Source organism: Pseudomonas sp. WC2 (assembly GCF_050586545.1).
Taxonomy (GTDB): domain Bacteria; phylum Pseudomonadota; class Gammaproteobacteria; order Pseudomonadales; family Pseudomonadaceae; genus Aquipseudomonas.
This window is the reverse complement of sequence record NZ_JBOBDR010000024.1, coordinates 61803-80775: the sequence shown is the minus strand read 5'-3', so window position 1 is coordinate 80775 and position 18973 is coordinate 61803. Positions and strand designations below refer to the sequence as shown.

Below are 18973 nucleotides of genomic sequence, written 5' to 3'. Positions count from 1 at the left end.
GGGGGAAAGCGGTGGGGAATATCCCCCGGATTCTCAAGTGGTCGCAGTAACTGATTGAACGTTAATGCAATTTTTTGTGGCACGCGGATTGCTCCGAGGCATTTGTCGAGAATTATTCCCGTGAGCACCCACTACGAGGTTACTGATCATGGTTGGCATCCATCACGCTCCGTCCCTGTTGAACTGGCTGGTGATTCTGGCCTCGATGCTCAGCGTCGAGCTGGCCAGCGCGGCCGTACGTTGCGAGCGCAATCTGGTGGCCAACGTTGTCGCCTTCGATCAGCCGTTGATGTTCAACCGCCTCGGCGCGCAGAACATCAATGGCATGATGTTCGCCCTGCGCCGCGACGTGGTGGATGAGCATGAGCAGTCGCTGGCTTACGGCGGCGCCGCAGTGCCGGGCAAAGTCTCGTTGCGTCCGGACAAGCGTCCACGGCCACTGGTGTTACGCGTGGCGGCCGGCGATTGCCTGACGATCAATTTGCAGAACCTGCTCGACTATCAGGCCAACCCGAACAAGCACTTTGAAAACGAGGGCGAAGAGGAGGGCGCGGAAAACGCCAACGGCGCCGAAGACTTCAAAGTCGACGAACAAGTGGCGGATCGTCACGTCGGTTTCCAGGTCAACGGCCTGCAAGCGGTGAACAGCATCGATGACATTTCCTCGTTCACCGGGCGTAACGCCAACAGCCTGGTGCCTCCGGGCTCCAGCCGTTCCTACACCTTGTTCGCCGAACGTGAAGGTGCGTTTGCGGTCAGCAGCCGCGGCGCAACGTTTGGCGGCGAGGGCGCGGCCGGCAACGTCGCCAATGGCTTGTTCGGCCAGGTCGTCGTCCTGCCCAAGGGTGGCCGCACCTATCGCAACACGCTTACTGAAGAAGAAATGCGCCTGGCCACCACCGGCCGCGCACCCACCGGCCAACCGATCGTCGACTACCAGGCGCGCTACCCGCAGCGCGAACCATGGTTACGTGAAGGCAAGGCCGGCACGCCGATCATCGGCATGGTCGACGGCAACGAAATCATTTCCAGCGAAAGCGATGCGATTGTCATGGGCAGCAACGCCGACGGCAGTTTTCCGTCGAGCACCTACCCGCTGGAATCGGTGGGCAAACGCAACCCGGCGATCCCTAATCGACTGGAAGCGTTCCGCGATTTTGCCTCGCAGTTCCAGGACGAAACCGCCGCTACTCAAGCATTCCCGGCCTATTGGGCCGACCCGGTGATGGCCCATGTGCTGGAGCCGACCCGCGACTCGTTCATGATCAACTACGGTTCGGGCGGCATGGGCGCGGAGGTGGTCGCCAACCGTTTGGGCGTGGGGCCGATGCACGATTGCCTGTCTTGCGCCTACGAAGAATTCTTCCTCAGTTCGCACACCGTTGGCGACGTGGCGATGCTGGTGGACGTACCGGCCAACGCCGGGCTTGAAAACATCCTTCCCGGCCAAACGCCCAGCGCCGACCAGATCGGTGTGAAAGCGACCATGGCCCTGTATCCGTCGGAGCCGTCGAACGTCAACCACAGCTACATCGGTGACTTCGTCAAATTCCGCAACACCCACAATGGCCACGAGCAGCACATCTTCCACTTGCACGGCCATCAGTGGCTGTTCAACCCCAACGACGACAACTCCGATTACGTCGATGCCCAAGGCATCGGTCCGGGCGCTGGCTACACCTATGAAATCGCCAACGGCGGGTCGGGCAACCGCAACCGCGTGGCCGGTGATGCGATCTATCACTGCCACTTCTATCCGCACTTTGCCCAGGGCATGTGGGCGATGTGGCGGGTGCATGATGTGTTCGAAGAAGGCACCCGACTCGATGTTTCGCAGCAGGGCACCGATGGCTATCACAGCGAACCGTTTGCCTTGCGCAGCGGCAAACCGGCGGCCGGCGCGCGGGCCTTGCCTGACGGCGAGATCGTTGCCGGCACACCGATTCCGGCGATTGTGCCGCTGCCGGGCAAAGCCATGGCGCCGATGCCGGGCAAAGTCGTGGTGGTGCCGAAAATCGGTGAAACCCTGGTCGCCGGCAATGATGACGACGATGACGAAGAAGAGGGCGATGACGGCGGTGAACACCATGGCGGCAACGCCGGTGGTCAAGCCATCGGTTCGCTGGCGCTGGTCGATCGCAGCGAAGCCAACCGCAATGCCGACGGCAGCCTGAAAAATCCTGGCTACCCATTCTGGATCGGCGGCATGGAGAGTTCGGTCGGCCAACGGCCACCAACTCCGCCACTGGACATGCTCGACGCCGCCACCGCGCAATCGCTCAAGGCCAGCGGCAAAGCGCTGTGGGCCAATCTCGACCCGGCGCAATCCGGTGGTTGGGATGGCGGTTTGCAGCGGCACGCACTCGACGGCGTCTCGGCCGGTGGTGAAGCGCACACGGTGACCACTTCGCTGGATTTCTCCAAGGAAGTCACCCGCGCCAAACCGATTTACCTGCCGGAAGAAGGCACCGAAGTCGAACAAGCGGCGATGGCCTTCCACGCAAAAAAAGATCACCCAAGCTACGCCTTGCTGCCCGGCAATCAAGTGGTGGCCAAGGCGTTTCGCACCAACGGTGCCTTGCCGATGGCCGGCGCGCCGTACTACGAACCGTGCATGGATGATCGGCAAAAACGCCTGACCAGCAGCGCCGGTAGCGGTGAATTCGCCAGCGGTGAGCGCATCGACGGCATGTCCTTCGTCGGCGCCTCGAGCTTCACCGCCGACCGCCCACGGATCTACAAAGCCGCCAACATCCAGTTCGACGCGGTGTACAACAAGGTCGGTTATCACTTTCCGCAGGCGCGCATTCTCGCGCTGTGGGAAGACGCCTGGCCGGTAATCACCAAGCAGCGTCCGCCAGAGCCACTGGTGATGCGCATGAACACCTTCGATTGCGTGCAATACCAGCAAACCAACCTGGTGCCGGCCACCTATGAGATGGACGACTATCAGGTGCGCACGCCGACCGATGTGATCGGCCAGCACATCCACTTGCCGAAGTGGGATCTGACCTCGGCGGACGGTTCCTCTAACGGCTGGAACTACGAGGACGGCGTGCTCTCGCCCGGCGCCGTGCAGGAACGCATTCACGCGATCCGCGAGTTCAATCAGTGCGCCGGTACCGACCCGCGCGACGGCACTCAGGCCTGCCCGAAAGCCAAGAACCATCCGTTCTTCGGTCAGTACGGCCGCGCCGACTGGCTCGGTGCGCGCACGGCGATGCAGCGCTGGTTCGTCGACCCGGTGGTCAACGCCAAAGGCGTCGATCGCGGCCTCGGCACCATCTTCACCCATGACCACTTAGGCCCATCGACGCATCAGCAGATTGGACTGTACGCGACTGTGCTTGCCGAGCCGGCCGGTTCCACCTGGTTCCACGCCGAAACCGGCGAGCCGTTGTACAGCGGCGCGCGTCAGGATGGCGGCCCGACCTCGTGGCAAGCGGTGATCAACACCGGCGACCTCGATGGCGATGGCAAGAACGACAGCTTCCGCGAGTTCTTCCTCGAATACAGCGACTTCCAGCACGCCTATGAAGCTGGCGTCTATGTGGGGGCCGGTCCTAACGGCGTTCCGAATGCCCAGGCGTTCCCGGCCACCGCCGACAGCTTCCGCTACGCGATCAACCCGCCAGTGCGCAACAACGCTAGCAACTTGCTTGAAGGTGTACTGGAAGTGCAGGGCGGTCAGGTCCCGGGCTGCCCGAGCCGGCCATGTCCGCAGGCGATTTCGGTGGATGATCCGGGCATGTTCGTCGTCAACTATCGCAACGAACCGCTGGCCCTGCGCGTGTACGACCCGAACAAGGTCGGCCCGGACGGCAAGCGCGGCATGCAGGCTGATGGCCTCGGTGGCGATCTGTCGTTCGCCATGCAAAGCCGTACCGACCGCGCAATTCCGGCGATGAACCTGGCGCCGAATCTGCTCACTGCCGCGACCGGGCCTACCGGCGGCACCACGCTGTTTCCGCCGCACATCAACAAGGGCGGCGCTGAACCTGGCGACCCGTTCACGCCGATGCTGCGTACTTACACCGGCGACAACGTGCGGCTGCGGGTGCATGCCGGTGGCCATGAAGAAGAGCACAACGTCACCCTGCACGGTGTGAAATGGCTGCAGAGCGGTTCCGGTTTCGGCAACAGCTCCAACTCCGGCTGGCGCGCCTCGCAAATGATCGGGATCTCCGAGCAGATGGGCTTCATTGCGCCGGTGTCGATGCTCTCCAGTTCGGCGGCGACCACGGGCGATTATCTGTACTCGATGGACGCTTCGATCGAAGGCTACTGGAGCGGTATCTGGGGGGTGATGCGCAACTACACCGCCAAACGCGCCGACCTGTTCGCCATCCCGAACAACCCAAGCCCGGCGGGCATGCGCAACACCGTAGCGTTCGAGGGCAGTTGCCCACGGATCAGCGCCAACCCCAACGGTATCGGCACGCGGCCGACGGTGCAGCGCAACTATGAAGTGGTCGCGGCGCTGGCCAACGATATTCTTGGCAATACGCTGGGCCTGACCATCGGCGATCCCGAAGGCCTCGGCCAGCATGTCGGCGGGCCGCTGAATCCGGCGGGCGGCACCCTGGTGCTGAACTCGCGCACGGTAAGCATTCCACAAGTCACCGTGACCGATCCGGAGGATGGCGAAACCATCACCATCGGCGGGCAGAGCGGGCCGCTGCATGATCCGACCGCGATCCTCTATGTGCGTAAATCCGATCTCGATCCGGTGAGTGGCAAGCTCAAACCTGGCATCCCGGTCGAACCGCTGGTGCTGCGCGCAGCGGCGGGGGATTGCATCAACATCACCTTGGAAAACCGTTTGCCGAGCGTGATGCCCGACCTGACGCAAACCGCGGTGATGCAAGGCATGGTCAAGCGTGATCGCAACAGTGGTCTGGGTTCGACCACCTTCAGCAACAACCTGATGCGGCCGTCCAGCCACGTCGGTCTGCACGCGCAGTTGCTGGCTTACGACATCACCAAATCCGACGGCGCCAACGTCGGCGCCAACCCGATCCAGACCGTGCCACCGCGCGTCGGCAGCAGCGGCGCGTACCCGACCCGTACCTATCAGTACTACGCCGGGCACCTGGAGCGTGAAGGCAAACCGGTGACGCAACTGGGCCGCAGCGTCGACAACATCAACGCCACGGCGGTGGAGTTCGGCGGCTTGAACATCACCCCGGCGGACGTGATCAAGCAACCGCAAAAAGGCCTTGGCGGGGCGATGAGCATCCTGCCGATCGGCGCGACCTGGGTTGATGATGCACGCAAGGTCAACGCCACGGTTACGGCGCCTGGGCAAACCAGCTACCGCGACTTCGCGATGGTCTGGCACAAGGCGTTGAACACCCGTTGGGCCAATGGTCGGCCGGTGGAAGGGATCGCCGCTGAGGGCTTCGGCGTGCCGACTGATCCGCAGGACAACTCGAGCATGGCGATCAACTACAAGACCGAACCGCTGTGGTACCGCTTCGGCCTCGCCCCGGATGCACCGTTTGGTCACGCCGATGGCGCGGGTTATGGCGACATGGTCAATGCGCACATGGCCTACAGCAATGCGCTGGTCGGCGGCGATCCGCAAACGCCGGTGCTCTACGCCAAACCGGGGCAGCCGTTCCGTACGCATATTTTGATGCCGAGCGGTGGTAGTCGCGGCACCACGTTCCAGCTCGACGGGCATGTCTGGTCGGTGAACCCGTTCCAGGCCGAGAAGAGCGATGTCGGTGGTTATCCGATGGGCTCGCCGGGCGTGGGCTCGGTGCGCTTCGGCTACAACCCCATGTCGATGTACATCGGCGCCCACGAAAGCATCCTGCCGGCCGCGCACTTCAGCTTCATGATCCCGAGTGCTGGCGGGAGCAATGCGATCCCGGGGGATTACCTGTTCCGCGACTACGCCGCCTACGGCAACACCTCCGGTTTGTGGGGATTGCTGCGGGTGACCAACGAACCGGAACCGGCACCGCCAAGCCAGTAGGTACAACGGTAATGCCCCGGCGGATGCAAATCCCTGTGGGAGCAGTGGTTGGCATGAGGAAGTGGGCTGTATGCCATTCCTTGTGGGAGCGAGCCTGCTCGCGAATGGGGGCAACTCGGTTTTTGAGGGTGCAGCGCAGGACGCCTTCGCGAGCAGGCTCGCTCCCACAGTTACCGCGTCGTTTGGTTGGAATGTGTAGGGGAGGGTGGTATGAACAGGATCATCAACATCATCGGTATTTGCTCGCTGGCCATGGCCGGGGCGTTGCTGACGCTGAGTGAGATTGCGCTGGCGCAAACCGCTGGCGAGCAGACGCTGAACCGCGACGGTGTGGCGGTGGACTTCAACCTCAAGCCACTGGCCGCTGACAGTAAACTGCGTGAAGGCGAGTTCGCCGATGTGCAGTTCCGCATCAGCGACAGCGCTTCCGGCCAGCCACTGTCCGGTGTGGCACCGGGCGCGTGGGTCGATCCGCAAACCCTCGCCGCCGATCAAGCCCAGGGCCGCGACAAGAGCTGTAAAGCCCGGGTCGGGGTGTTCCTCAAATCCAACATCGGCGCGCGGCCGTTGCTCGACCTCAACAGCTATTTCCTGCTGGTGATGAACCGCGACGCGAGCATCGCTGTGGTCGATCCGTCGGTGTCGGTCGGCGGCATCACCAGCACCCTGGCGCGGATCGAACTCAAGCAACCGCCGATGGATTGGGTCACCCCCAAAGACAACAAACGCGTATTCGTCTCGATGCCAACGGCGGGGGAAGTGGCCGTCATCGACAGCGAACAATTCAAAGTCCTCGACTCCATCGCCGCCGGCAGCCAACCGGTGCGCGTCGCGCTGCAACCGGACGAACGCCTGCTCTGGGTCGGCAACAACGCGAGCAAAACCGCGGACTCCGGCGTCACGGTGATCGACAGCCAGAGCCTCAAACCCCTCAAACATCTGCAGACCGGTCGCGGCCACCACGAAATCACCTTCAGCAAAGACAGCCGCTTCGCCTTCGTCAGCAACCGCGACGACGGCACCGTCAGCGTGGTCGACATCGCCAGCCTGAACATCGTCCAGCAGATCAAAACCGGTGCCCATCCGTTATCCGTCGCCTACTCGGCATTGTCCGGCGCGGTCTACGTCGCCGACGGCAAGGACGGCACTGTCACCGTGATCGACGCCAGCAGCCACGCCATCCGCCGCGTGATCAAGTTGCAACAAGGCCTCGGCCCGATGGGCTTCAGCGCCGACGGCCGTTTCGGTGTGGTGCTCAACACCGTGGAAAACCGCGCCACGATTATCGATGCTGCGACCAACAGCGCCATCCATGATCTGGACGTCAGCGCCGAACCCTACCAAGTGGTGTTCACTCAGGCCTACGCCTACATCCGCGGGCTCGCCTCGCCGAAAGTCACCATGATCAACCTGTCCTCCCTCGGCGAAGGCCGCCAGCCGATCAGCCAGGGTTTCGAAGCCGGCCCGCAAGCGCCGCGTCTGGCCGGGGATTTGCCGCTGGCCTCCAGCCTCGCGGTGTCGCGCGATGACAACGCGGTGTTCGTGGTCAACCCGGTCGACAACACCACCTACTTTTACGCCGAAGGCATGAACGCGCCGATGTCCGGTTACCCCAACCGTGGCCAGATCGCCCGCGCCGCGATGGTCATCGATCGCAGTCTGCGCGAAGTCTCGCCGGGCCTGTACAGCGCGCGGGTGAGACTGCCGGCGGCGGGGCGTTTCGACGTGGCGTTCCTGCTCAATCAACCGAACATCATTCATTGCTTCACCGCGCAGATAGATAGCGACGGCAAGCCGCAAAAACACCTCGGCCAGCCGAAGGTCGAGTTCCTTCTCGACAAGACTGCCGTCGCGCTCAACGACCCCTACGTCGTGCGCTTCCGCATCGTGCAGGGCAAGGACAAAACCCAGCGCAGCGGCGTCAAAGACGTGCAACTGCGCTACTACCTCGCACCCACCTCGCACCCGCGTGAAGTGGCGGCGCTGGAAGTCGCCGATGGCGTGTACGAAGCGCCGATCAGCCTCGACCGCAGCGGCGCCTGGTACTTGCACGTGCGCGCGGCATCGCTGGGCGCCGGTTTCGATGACAAGACCTTTGCCAGTGTTCGGGTCATCCCCGGCCAGGCCCGTTGAAGAGGAGTTTCGACATGAACCGATTTGCATCCACTGGCCTGCTGACCCTGTGCCTGTTGAGCCTCGGCGTTCAACACGCCAACGCCCATTCGGCGGACGAACACGCCGGGCACATAGCTCCGGCCAGCAACACCCAAGAACACACCCAGGTAAAATTCGCCAATGTGCCGCTGCTCGACCAGAGCGGCAAAACCGTGCGCCTCGAACAAGATCTGGTGCAGGGCAAAATCGTCGTCATGAGCTTCATCTACACCAGTTGCACCACCGTGTGCCCGGTGGTCTCGTCGATCATGGGCAAGGTGCAGAAACAGCTCGGCGCGCGGGTCGGGAAAGAAGTGCAACTGGTCTCGATCAGCATCGACCCGCAACGCGACGACCCCAAACGCCTGCAGGATTACGCGCGCGCCTTCCAGCGCGGGCCGGGCTGGAGCTGGCTCACCGGCTCGCCCCAATCGATCACTGAAACCCTCAAGGGCCTCGGCAGTTTCAGCGGCGACTTCAAGAATCATCAACCGCTGATCCTCGTCGGCGACGGTAACAGCCGCCACTGGATGCGCTACTACGGCTTCACCGACCCGGCGCTGCTGGCCAAGGAAGTCGAGAAGCTCAGCGGCCTGCGCACTCACGCCAAACACACCGCCATCGCCATGGAGCAACAGCCATGAGAGCGCTCGACTGGATCTCCCTCACCGCGTGCTTCTGGATTTTCAGCAACGTGGCGCTGGCCCACGAAGGCCATGCCCCTGAGCCGCCGGCGACCGTTGCCGCCGCGCCGGCCAAAGGCACCCACGACGCGAAAACCTGGTTCACCGACACGCCGTTGCAGGATCAGAACGGCGAGACGTTGCGCTTCTACAGCGATGCCCTGCAAAACCGCATCGTGCTGCTCAACGTGATCTTCACCAGTTGCAACGATGCCTGTCCGCTGATCACACAAAAGCTCAAAGAAGTGCGCGAACTACTGGGCGACAAAGCGCCGGAGATCACTTTCATTTCCCTTACCAGTGACCCGCTGCGCGACACGCCGGCGGTGCTCAAGGCTTACAACTTGAAGCAGGGTTCCGATGACCCTCATTGGCTTTTTCTCACCGGCGACAAGGCGCAAATGGACCTGGTGCTGAGCCGCATCGGCCAGATCGTGCCGACCCCCGAGCAACACTCCACGCAGTTGATCGTCGGCGACGTCGCCAACAAACGCTGGAGCAAGATCCGCCCCGACGCCCCGGCCGCCGCCATTGCCCAGCGCTTGCAGTTGCTGACAATGCCTGTGGCCGGCCGCTGAGCCCGCGCCATGACACGCTGCCGCGTCCTCGCCCTGATCCTGCTCGCTGGCATCAGCCTCGGCGCGGGCGCTGCGCCGCTGACACCGGAAGAGGCGGCAGGAAAACGTCTATACCGGCAGGGCGTGTCGGCCAGTGGCGAAGCGATCATGGCGCGGGTCGGCGCAGCGGAGGTGGTGCTGCCGGCGACCCGCCTGCCATGCGCCAATTGCCATGGCGCCGACGGCCTCGGTCGACCCGAAGGCGGGGTGCGTCCGCCGCCGCTGAACTGGGCGCGACTGACCAGCACTTACGGCCAGCAGCAGGTCAACGGGCGCAGCTATCCGGCCTACAGCGAGAGCACTCTGGCCATCGCCATTGAGCAGGGTCGTGACCCCGGCCACAATCGCCTCGACCCGAGCATGCCGCGCTTTGTGCTGTCGATGAAGGATCAGCGCAACCTCACCGCGTACCTCAAACGTCTGGCCGACGAACGCGACCCCGGCCTCGACGCCGAGACCTTGCACCTCGGCACACTGCTGCCCAGCCAAGGCCCATTGGCGGAGGAGGGCATGACCATTGCGGCGGTGCTCAACGGCAGCGTGGCGCGGATCAATCAGGCCGGCGGTATTCATGGCCGGCAACTGCGCTTGACGGTCGTTGACCCCGGCCCGGATCGCAACAGTGCCGAGCAAGCCTTGCAGCAGTTGATCGAACACGAACAGGTATTCGCCTTGATCGCGCCGCTGGCACCGGCCCTCGACAGCGAACTGGCGGGCCGACTGGACCAGTCCGGCGTGCCGCTGATTGGCGCCTTGTCATTGCTGGGTTCGATGCAGGCCAGTCCGCAGATTTTCGAACCGTTGCCGGGCTTGCGCGAGCAACTGATCGCCCTGGCCGATTACGCCACGGCCAGCCTGCGCGTGCTGCAAGGGCCGACGCTGATTGCCTATCCCGATGACCCGTTGCAGGCGCAAGCGGCCACCACCCTCAGCCAATATCTGCAGGATCACGGCTGGCAGAACGTCCATCTGCAAGCCTATGACCCCGCAGCGGAAGCTTTGCCGCTGGGTTCACGCTCGGTGTTTTATCTGGGCAATGGCGGTGGTTTTTGTCGCTTGGCCACACGCCTGCAAGGCGCCGGGCAGGTGCCCTATCTGTTCGCCGCTTCGAGTCAGGTCGCTGGCGATCTGCTGCAAGTGCCGGAGGGATTTTCCCGCCGGGTGTTTCTCGCCTATCCATTCGTGCCCAGTGACTGGACCCAGGCCGGGCGCATGGCCCTGACCCTGCTCCGTGAACATCAAGGCCTCGGCGCCCAGCATGCGGTGCTGCAAGTCGGCGCCTACGCCTCAATGCTGCTGCTCAGCGAAGGCATGAAACAGGCCGGCCGCGATGCCAGCCGCGAGAAACTGGTGGCGGCGCTGGAAGGCCTGCACGACTTCGACACCGGCCTGACCCCGCGCCTGAGCTTCGGCCCCGGTCGGCGTCTGGGCTTGAGCGGCGCGCACGTGGTCACCGTGGATTTGCCCGATCAGCGCTTCTATCTGGTCGCGCCTTATAAACCGATTGTTGCCAGCCCCTGAACGGAGGGCCCGATCATGAAATTCACAACGCTGTTATGGCTGCTGGTCTGCTGGTTGCCGCTGGCCTCGGCCAATAACGAACCGGCGGTGGCGCGGGTCAACGGCGAGGAAATTTCCGGGTTTCGCTTCGAGCGTTTCTTCGTTGAATACCTGGAAGATCAGGGCCGCGCCGTGGCGAGCATTCGCAATCCCAAGGCCTACAAACAGCTGCGCCAAGCGGCGTTGCAAACGCTGATCGACAAGGAACTGCTGTGGCAGGAGTCGCAGAAACGCGGGGTGCAGATCGACCCGCAAAGGGTGCTTCAGCAGGTTGAGCAGACCCGCAGCGCTATCGGCGGCACGGACAAATTCCTCCGCCGCTTGCAGGACGCCGGTTTCGACGAAGCGTCTTTCACCGAGTACACCCGCCGCGAACTGGCGGCGCAGCAGGTGTTCGCCGAGTTGATCCGGGCGAGCACTTTGCAGCCTCGGCACCAATTGATCCGCGTACCCGCGCACGCCGATTCGGCGACAGATGCTGCGGCGCGTCTACGCTTGATGCAAATGCGCGCCTCGATAGTCGACGGCGCAACATTCGCCAGCCAACCGGTGCGTTCACCGTTCGGCTGGCACATGATTTATTTACCGAACCACCTGGAGAACGCCGATGTCCCAGATTTGCAGGGGCTGGATACAGTCAGGGCACACCTCGCCCGACAACAACAGACTCAGGCTCGTCGTCAGGTGCTCGCGCAATTACGGGTGCAGAACAGGATCGAACGAATTGACGACGACTGAAGGTTCCCCCCCAATAGTGGGGAATGGCTTCGATGCCCATTCAGGTGCTTCCCCGTTTCTGGGGAACGGGGTGCCGGGACGAGCGGGCATTGTCATTAAATTCAAGGACATGAAGACATAAAATTACCGGCACTCAGCCTGGCATGAAGTGTGCGTTACCGATGGTAAGGCGCACTTCTAAGGGCGGGGTCATCGGACCTGCTGTTTCAAGGAGTCGACCTTGGTTAACAAAGTACTGGTTGTCGAAGACGAACAGCTGCTTGCACAGAACCTTCAGGATTATCTGTCGGCGCAGGGGCTGGACGTCCGGATTGCACATGACGGAGCGACGGGTATCGGTTTGGCCGAAACGCTTGCCCCCGACGTGCTGGTGTTCGATTACCGCTTGCCCGATATGGAAGGCTTTGAGGTGCTCGACGCGGTCCGCCAGAACAGGACGTGCCATTTTGTGCTGATAACGGGTCACCCGACCGCTGAAGTCTGTGAGCGGGCGCGGCAACTGGGGGTCAGCCACATCCTGTTCAAACCGTTTCCATTGGCGGAACTGGCCCGAGCTGTCTGCGACCTTCTTGGCATCAAGCGCGAAGCGAAACCCGGTGCGAGCCCTTCCGAGGGCTTTGTCGAACGACGCCAGAGCAGGACCGAGAGCTTCCCGTTGCAGTTGTACGATGGCAGTTGGGTGTTGGCGGATCGGCGACGGCAGTCGCAATCCATGGCGCCGGACGACGATCAAATGCTCACCGGGGAGTAATGGCGCGAACAGACGTTCCGGCACTTGCCGCCAAGGTTTGCCGCGCCGACAGGGCTCTAAGCCCCGGTTGGAGAGCAAGCCATGGAACGTCTGTCCGTTGTCGTCGAACCGCTGCTGGCCGAATGCGCGCCAGAACGTTTTTCCAGTGAGCAACTGGCCCAGGCCCGGGCACGGGCCGCCACTTCCGGCGAACGTGTCCTTGAATCCCTCAGCGTACTGTGTGAACTGGCGCCAATGCCGTTCATTCACACCCTCGGCGCCACCCTGCATTACCCGGTGCTCGACACCGACAGCCTGTTTCAAGCGACGCCGGTATTCGACCGGGTCACCCTCGCACAATGCCTGAAACGTGAATTCATCCTGCTGCGCCACAACGACGAAGTCATCGGCGTGTTTGCCGACCCCTTCGACCCGGCGCGGCTGGCCTGGATCGACGACTGCCTGCACGGCGCGCCGCTGCATCTGGTGCACGCCGATGACCTCAAGGCCTATCTGGCCCGCCACGAAGAAAGCTTCCACGCCGTCGAATCGCTCAACGCCCAGGGCGACACCCACAACGAAATCGACACCCTGCAAAGCCTGTCGCTGACCAGCATCAGCGAAGACGCCAGCAGCGTGGTGAAACTGGTCAACTCGACCCTCTACGACGCGCTGAAAATGCACGCCAGCGACATTCATCTCGGCACCACTGGCCACGGTTTGGTGATCAAGTACCGCATCGACGGGGTGCTCAACAACATCAGCAAAGTCCAGGGCAACGAGTTCGCCGAGCAGGTGATTTCGCGGGTCAAAGTCATGGCTGAACTGGACATCGGCGAAAAACGCGTGCCGCAGGACGGTCGTTTCAAGATTGGCATCAGCGGCCGCCAGATCGACTTCCGTGTGTCGATCATGCCGAGCATCTTTGGCGAAGACGCGGTGCTGCGGGTACTCGACAAACAGGATCTGGCCGACAAGGTCTGCGGTGTGCAATTGCAGGCGCTGGGCTTTGAAGACGAAACCCTGCGCCAGTTGCGCCGCCTCGCTGCCGAACCCTACGGCATGGTCCTGGTCACCGGCCCGACCGGCAGCGGCAAAACCACCACGCTGTACGCGATGATCACCGAGATCAACCATGGCGTGGACAAGATCATCACCATCGAAGACCCGGTCGAATATCAATTGCCGGGCGTACTGCAAATCCCGGTCAACGAGAAAAAAGGCCTGACGTTTGCCCGGGGTTTGCGCTCGATCCTGCGCCACGACCCGGACAAGATCATGGTCGGCGAAATCCGTGACCCGGACACCGCACAGATCGCCGTGCAATCGGCGCTCACCGGTCACCTGGTGTTCACCACCATCCACGCCAACAACGTCTTCGACGTGATTGGCCGCTTCACCCAAATGGAGATCGACCCGTACAGCCTGGTCTCGGCGCTCAACGCGATTCTCGCCCAGCGCTTGATTCGACTGGTGTGCGCCAGTTGCAGCGCGCCGGTCAATCCGAGCGATGAAGAGCTGCGCGCTTCGGGCCTTGATCCACAGAAAGTCGATCACTACCACTTCGTCCACGGCAAGGGCTGCGGGCACTGCCGGGGCAGCGGTTATCGCGGGCGCACGGCGATTGCCGAGTTGCTGCATCTGGACGACGAACTGCGCCAGATGATTGTCGAGCGCCAACCGATCACCCAAATCAAAGCCTTGGCCTGCGCCCGTGGTTTGCGCCTGCTGCGCGAATCGGCGCTGGAGCTGGTGGAACAAGGTCGCACCACGCTGGAGGAGATCAATCGTGTCACTTTTATCGCGTGAGCGTTTTGTCGCCGTGCTCGGCGCCAGCGGTGTTGGCCTCGGCCAGCGGCGTGGCAGCGACACCTTGTGGCTGGGCAGCGTCGGTTACATCGACGAAGGCTTCCAGAGCTACGCGGTGGCGCTGGATACCCTCGATCGCCTGCTCGGTGAACACGCCCGCGCCGGTGCCGAACTGAGCGTGGTCATCTCCGGGCACTTCAGCCGCTTCTGCCTGGTGCCGTGGAGCGCGCAGATCAGCAGCCCTGAGGAACTGCGCGGCTTCGCCCAATTGTGTTTCGAAGACCTGTTCGGTGCGCCAAGCCAAGCCTGGAGTCTGGTGCTGTCCGCTGAACCTGCCGGTTACGACCGCATCGCCAGCGCCTTGCCGCAGGACTTGCTTGAACGCTTGCGCACGCTGGTCAGCGCTCGCGGTTTGCGCCTGCGCTCGGTGCAGCCGTACCTCATGGCAGCGTTCAACCGCTTCGATAAAAGCCTCGATGCTGGCGACTTCCTCTTCGTCGTTGCCGAGCCGCAGCGCAGTGTGTTGTTGCTGGCGAGGGAAGGGCGTTGGGCCGGCGTACGTTCGGTGGGCGGCAGCGACAGCGACGTGGCACTTAGCGCATTGATCGGTCGCGAACGGCAACTGCAAGCCTCGACCAGCGAACGCGCCTTCAACGTTTATCTGCATGCGCCGGCGCGCCTCGATGCGCATCCGGACGTGGCGGGTGTGCAACTGCGCACCCTTGAAGACGACTCGATGAACGTGCGTGACGGCTTGTACGTCATGTCCCGGGCGGTGGCCTGACATGCGCGCGCTCAATCTCGATTTTCAGCCACGGCCACGTTCCGGCCCCTTGGGTTGGACCTTGCTCGGCGGCGGTGTGCTGCTGGCGCTGCTGTGCTTCGGCGTGCAACAGCACCTCGACGCGCACACCGAACAGCAACAAGGCCACCTGCAAACCACCCAGCGCCAGCTCACCGGCGACAGCGGTGCCAAGTCAACTTTGAGCCCGGCGGAAACCCGCGAGCAGGCGCAGAACCTCGCCGAAATGCGCAAGGTTTCGCAGCAACTGCGCCGCCCGTGGGAACGCCTGTTCGCCATGCTCGAAGCGCTGCCCCGCGATGACGTTGCGCTGCTGAGCCTGACCCCGGATGCCCGTAAAGGTCAGGTGCGGATCAGCGCCGAGGCGCGGGATCTGCAAGCGATGCTCGATTTCCACAAACGTCTGGAAGCCAGCGACGAGCTGTCCGACGTCTCGCTGCTGAGTCACGAAATCGTCGTCAAATCGCCGGAGCAACCGGTGCAATTCAACCTGTCGGCGACTTGGGAGATGGGCGATGCGAATCCCTAGACTGATCGTCCACGAATACCTGCAAGGCCTCGGCGTTCCGGGCCTGGCCGGGCTGGCGCTGTTGCTGGTCGCCGTGGCTTGGGCACTCGGTGGTTTGCTGCCGGGCTGGCAATCGTTGCAGCACCTCAGCCAGCAGACTCAGGAAGCCACTGAGTATCTGGCCAAGGTTGAAGACGGCAGTATCGCGCCGCCAGTGGTGCCGCAGCGTCAGCTCGACGACTTCCGCAACAAACTGCCGGCGCAGCCGCAGGCCACCGTCGCCATCGACCGCATCTACGCCCTCGCAGCCCAGGAGCACATCACCCTGGCACGCGGCGAATACGCTCTCGGCGTCGACCCGAAAACCCATCTGGCGCGCTATCAGATCCTTCTTCCCGTGCGCGGCAGCTACCCGCAACTGCGCCGCTTTGTGCACGCCTTGCTCGGCCAATTGCCGGCGGTGGTGGTGGAAGACCTCGAGTTGCAACGCAAAAAGATTGGCGACACCGACCTCAATGGCCGGATCCGTATGACCCTTTTCCTGTCGAGGTCGTGATGAATACCAAGCGCGTGACAGGTTGGTTGGCGTTCTTCGGCGTGGCAGCGGCGCTGGCGTGGTTGCCGGCGTATTTCTCGCCGAGTGAAGACGCCGATTCCAACGAAGTGGCCGTCGCCACACCGGGGAAAAACCGCGGCGCGCTGGCGGCTAGCACCGCCAAGGCCAAAGACGCTCCGATCAAGGACTTGAGCCCGGCCGGCGACCTGTTCGCGGCGAAATCCTGGAAGGCCGCGCCGACTCTGGCCAAGGTCACCGAAATGGCCATCAATCCAGCAACTGTGGTGCAAGCCCCGAGCCTGCCACCGGTGCCGTTTCAGTTCGTCGGCAGGCTGCATGACCGCAGCGACCTGCAAGTGTTTTTGCAGAACGGCGAAAAGATCTACGTCGTGCGCAACGGGGATGTGATCGACGACACCTGGAAGATCACCGGCATTTCCGATGTGGAATTGAGCCTGGTCTACCTGCCTTTGCATTTGTCGCAGACCCTGTCTGTGGGGAGTACGCAATGAACCGATCCCGTTTGCTGATGAGCCTGGGCCTGTGTGCCGGGCTGGCCGCGTGCAGTTCTGCACAAGTGGCCAACAAGGAAGCCGCCGACCTGATTGAACAGGGTCAGTACGAGGCGGGACTGGCGCGGATCGAAGAAGGACTGCGCGAAAACCCACGGGACACTGAACTGCACCTGCTGCTCAACAGCGGTCGGGCCAAGGCAATCACCGCGTTGCTGACCACCGGCGATACCGACCGCTCGCGCCGCGATTTCGCATCGGCGCGGGTGGCCTACAACCGCGCGCTGACCATCGAGCCGAACAACCGCCGCGCTCAGGATGCCCTGAAGCAGATGGACTACCTGCGCAGCATGGACGAGAAACTCGAACTGGCCCGCGGCGACCTGCGTCGCGGCGATATCTACGGCGCTGATCGGCAGGTCAAACAGATCCTCGAACTCGACCCCAACAATGAGGGCGCGCTGGAGCTGCAAGGCAATATTCGTCTGGTGCAGAGCCGCAACGTGATTGCCTATCCACAACTGCGCACCAAGCTCGATCGGCCAGTCACTCTGGAATTTCGCGACGCCAACCTGAAGACCATTTTCGAAGTGCTGTCGCAGGTCGCCGGGCTGAATTTCATCTTCGACAAAGACCTGCGCCCGGACATGAAAGCGACGATTTTCGTGCGTGACGTGCGCATCGAAGACGCGGTGACCCTGCTGCTGCAACAGAACCAGTTGCACCAGAAAGTGGTGAACGAAAACACCTTGCTGATCTACCCGGATTCGCCGCAGAAAGTGAAGGATTACCAGGAACTGGTGATGCGCACGTTCTACCTGATCAGCATCGACGCCAACACCGCGCTGAACATGGTCAAAACCATGCTCAAGACCCGCGACGTGTTTGTCGACGAACGCCTCAACACCCTGACCATGCGCGACACCGAAGACGCTGTGCGCATGGCCGAGAAACTCCTGCAGTCGCAAGACCAGTCCAACCCGGAAGTGGTGCTGGAAGTTGAAGTGATGGAGGTTGCCACCCAGCGCATTCTCGACCTCGGCCTGCAATGGCCGAACACCTTTGGCGTGGTCAACAGCGACGGTTCGGCGGTGACCATTCTCGATCAATTGAAAGGCATCAACTCCGGGCGGATTTCGATCTCGCCGTCGCCGCAAGCCAAGATCAACGCGCAGGACAACGACATCAACACTTTGGCCAGCCCGGTGATTCGTGTGAGCAACCGCGAGCAGGCGCGCATCCACATCGGTCAGCGGGTGCCGATCATCAGCGCCACCTCGGTGCCGTCGACTCAAGGCCCGGTGATCACTGAGAGCGTCACCTACCTCGACGTCGGTCTGAAGCTCGAAGTGCAGCCGACCGTGCACCTGAACAACGAAGTGGCAATCAAGATTGCCCTGGAAGTGAGTAACGCCACGCCGCTGGAGCCGACCCGTCAGGGCACGATCCCGGTACAGGTCGACACCCGCAACGCGCAAACCTCGCTGCGCCTGCACGACGGCGAAACGCAGATCCTCGCCGGCCTGATGCGCAACGACCACGGCGCCACCGGCAACAAGATTCCGGGCCTCGGCGACATCCCTGGCATTGGTCGCCTTTTCGGCAGCAATAAGGACACCGTCGGCAAATCCGAACTGGTGCTGTCGATCACGCCACGGATCGTGCGCAACCTGCCGTACCAGAGCCCGTCGGACATGGAGTTCTCCACCGGCACTGAAACCAGCATGCACATCCAGGCGCCGGATCGTTCGCAGAGCTACGTGATGCCAGCGCCGACCACCCAGTCGCGCGGTGTCGGTGAATCGGCCGTGGCCACCACCCATGTCACCGTCGAGAAGCCTTGATCATGAACGCCTCCCAACGCGGTTTCACCCTGATCGAAGTCGTGGTGACGCTGGCCCTGATCGGCCTGTTGGCGAGCATGGCCGCGCCGCTGACCGAGACCCTGGTGCGGCGTGGCAAGGAGCAGGATTTACGCAACGCGCTGTATCAGATTCGCGACGCTATCGACGCCTATAAACGTGCGTTCGATGCCGGTTACATCGAGAAGTCGCTGAACAGCAGCGGCTACCCGCCGAACCTGAAAGTGCTCGTCGAAGGCGTGCGCGATGTGCGCAGCGCGAAGGGCGCCAAGTTCTACTTTTTACGCCGCATCCCGCGCGATCCGCTGGTGCCGGCCAAACGTGATGACGAAGGGGGTTGGGGCGTGCGCGCCTACAACAGTTCGGCTCAGAACCCGCGCGATGGCGAGGACGTTTTCGACGTCTACTCCGTGGCACGCGGCAAGGGCCTCAACGGCATCGCCTACCACGAGTGGTGAA

At 62.7% G+C, this 18973-nt stretch carries 14 protein-coding genes; all 14 read left to right on the top strand.

Annotated features, from left to right (window positions below; genetic code table 11):
• The first annotated feature begins 148 nt into the window (after positions 1–148).
• The 14 genes from mnxG (at position 149) to ACQ4OE_RS24125 (ending at position 18972) form a co-directional block, all read left to right on the top strand.
• Entirely contained in the window at positions 149–5983 is a 5835-nt protein-coding gene (gene mnxG / locus ACQ4OE_RS24190) for a manganese-oxidizing multicopper oxidase MnxG (RefSeq protein WP_430948167.1), read from the top strand.
• Between the two features lie 210 nt (positions 5984–6193).
• Complete coding sequence (locus ACQ4OE_RS24185; RefSeq protein ID WP_430948166.1) at positions 6194–8116, top strand: YncE family protein; 1923 nt, start codon at positions 6194–6196, stop codon at positions 8114–8116.
• A gap of 14 nt (positions 8117–8130) precedes the next feature.
• Entirely contained in the window at positions 8131–8781 is a 651-nt protein-coding gene (locus ACQ4OE_RS24180) for an SCO family protein (protein ID WP_430948165.1), read from the top strand.
• A complete protein-coding gene (locus ACQ4OE_RS24175) occupies positions 8778–9398 on the top strand; it encodes an SCO family protein (protein ID WP_430948164.1) in 621 nt (206 codons plus the stop codon). Before ACQ4OE_RS24180 ends, ACQ4OE_RS24175 begins: the two co-directional genes overlap by 4 nt.
• Before the next feature lie 9 nt (positions 9399–9407).
• The gene (locus ACQ4OE_RS24170) at positions 9408–10958 is read left to right on the top strand and encodes an ABC transporter substrate-binding protein (protein ID WP_430948163.1); all 1551 of its coding nucleotides are present in this window, start codon (positions 9408–9410) and stop codon (positions 10956–10958) included.
• A 15-nt stretch (positions 10959–10973) separates the two neighbouring features.
• Entirely contained in the window at positions 10974–11735 is a 762-nt protein-coding gene (locus tag ACQ4OE_RS24165; protein WP_430948162.1) for a SurA N-terminal domain-containing protein, read from the top strand.
• Positions 11736–11955: 220 nt separating this feature from the next.
• Positions 11956–12486: a response regulator gene (locus tag ACQ4OE_RS24160; RefSeq protein WP_430948161.1), complete on the top strand. Its 531-nt coding sequence runs from the start codon at positions 11956–11958 to the stop codon at positions 12484–12486.
• An 81-nt stretch (positions 12487–12567) separates the two neighbouring features.
• A complete protein-coding gene (locus ACQ4OE_RS24155) occupies positions 12568–14274 on the top strand; it encodes a GspE/PulE family protein (protein ID WP_430948160.1) in 1707 nt (568 codons plus the stop codon).
• Positions 14255–15058 carry a hypothetical protein gene (locus ACQ4OE_RS24150; protein WP_430948159.1) on the top strand — a complete coding sequence of 268 codons (804 nt, stop codon included), beginning with the start codon at positions 14255–14257 and terminating at the stop codon, positions 15056–15058. Before ACQ4OE_RS24155 ends, ACQ4OE_RS24150 begins: the two co-directional genes overlap by 20 nt.
• 1 nt (position 15059) lies before the next feature.
• Entirely contained in the window at positions 15060–15605 is a 546-nt protein-coding gene (locus tag ACQ4OE_RS24145; RefSeq protein WP_430948158.1) for a PilN domain-containing protein, read from the top strand.
• On the top strand, positions 15592–16140 hold the full coding sequence (locus ACQ4OE_RS24140) for a GspMb/PilO family protein (RefSeq protein ID WP_430948157.1): 549 nt from the start codon (positions 15592–15594) through the stop codon (positions 16138–16140). Before ACQ4OE_RS24145 ends, ACQ4OE_RS24140 begins: the two co-directional genes overlap by 14 nt.
• The gene (locus ACQ4OE_RS24135; protein ID WP_430948156.1) at positions 16140–16652 is read left to right on the top strand and encodes a hypothetical protein; all 513 of its coding nucleotides are present in this window, start codon (positions 16140–16142) and stop codon (positions 16650–16652) included. Before ACQ4OE_RS24140 ends, ACQ4OE_RS24135 begins: the two co-directional genes overlap by 1 nt.
• Positions 16649–18496 carry a secretin N-terminal domain-containing protein gene (locus tag ACQ4OE_RS24130; RefSeq protein WP_430948155.1) on the top strand — a complete coding sequence of 616 codons (1848 nt, stop codon included), beginning with the start codon at positions 16649–16651 and terminating at the stop codon, positions 18494–18496. Before ACQ4OE_RS24135 ends, ACQ4OE_RS24130 begins: the two co-directional genes overlap by 4 nt.
• 2 nt (positions 18497–18498) lie before the next feature.
• Entirely contained in the window at positions 18499–18972 is a 474-nt protein-coding gene (locus ACQ4OE_RS24125; protein ID WP_430948154.1) for a type II secretion system protein, read from the top strand.
• Position 18973 lies beyond the last annotated feature (1 nt).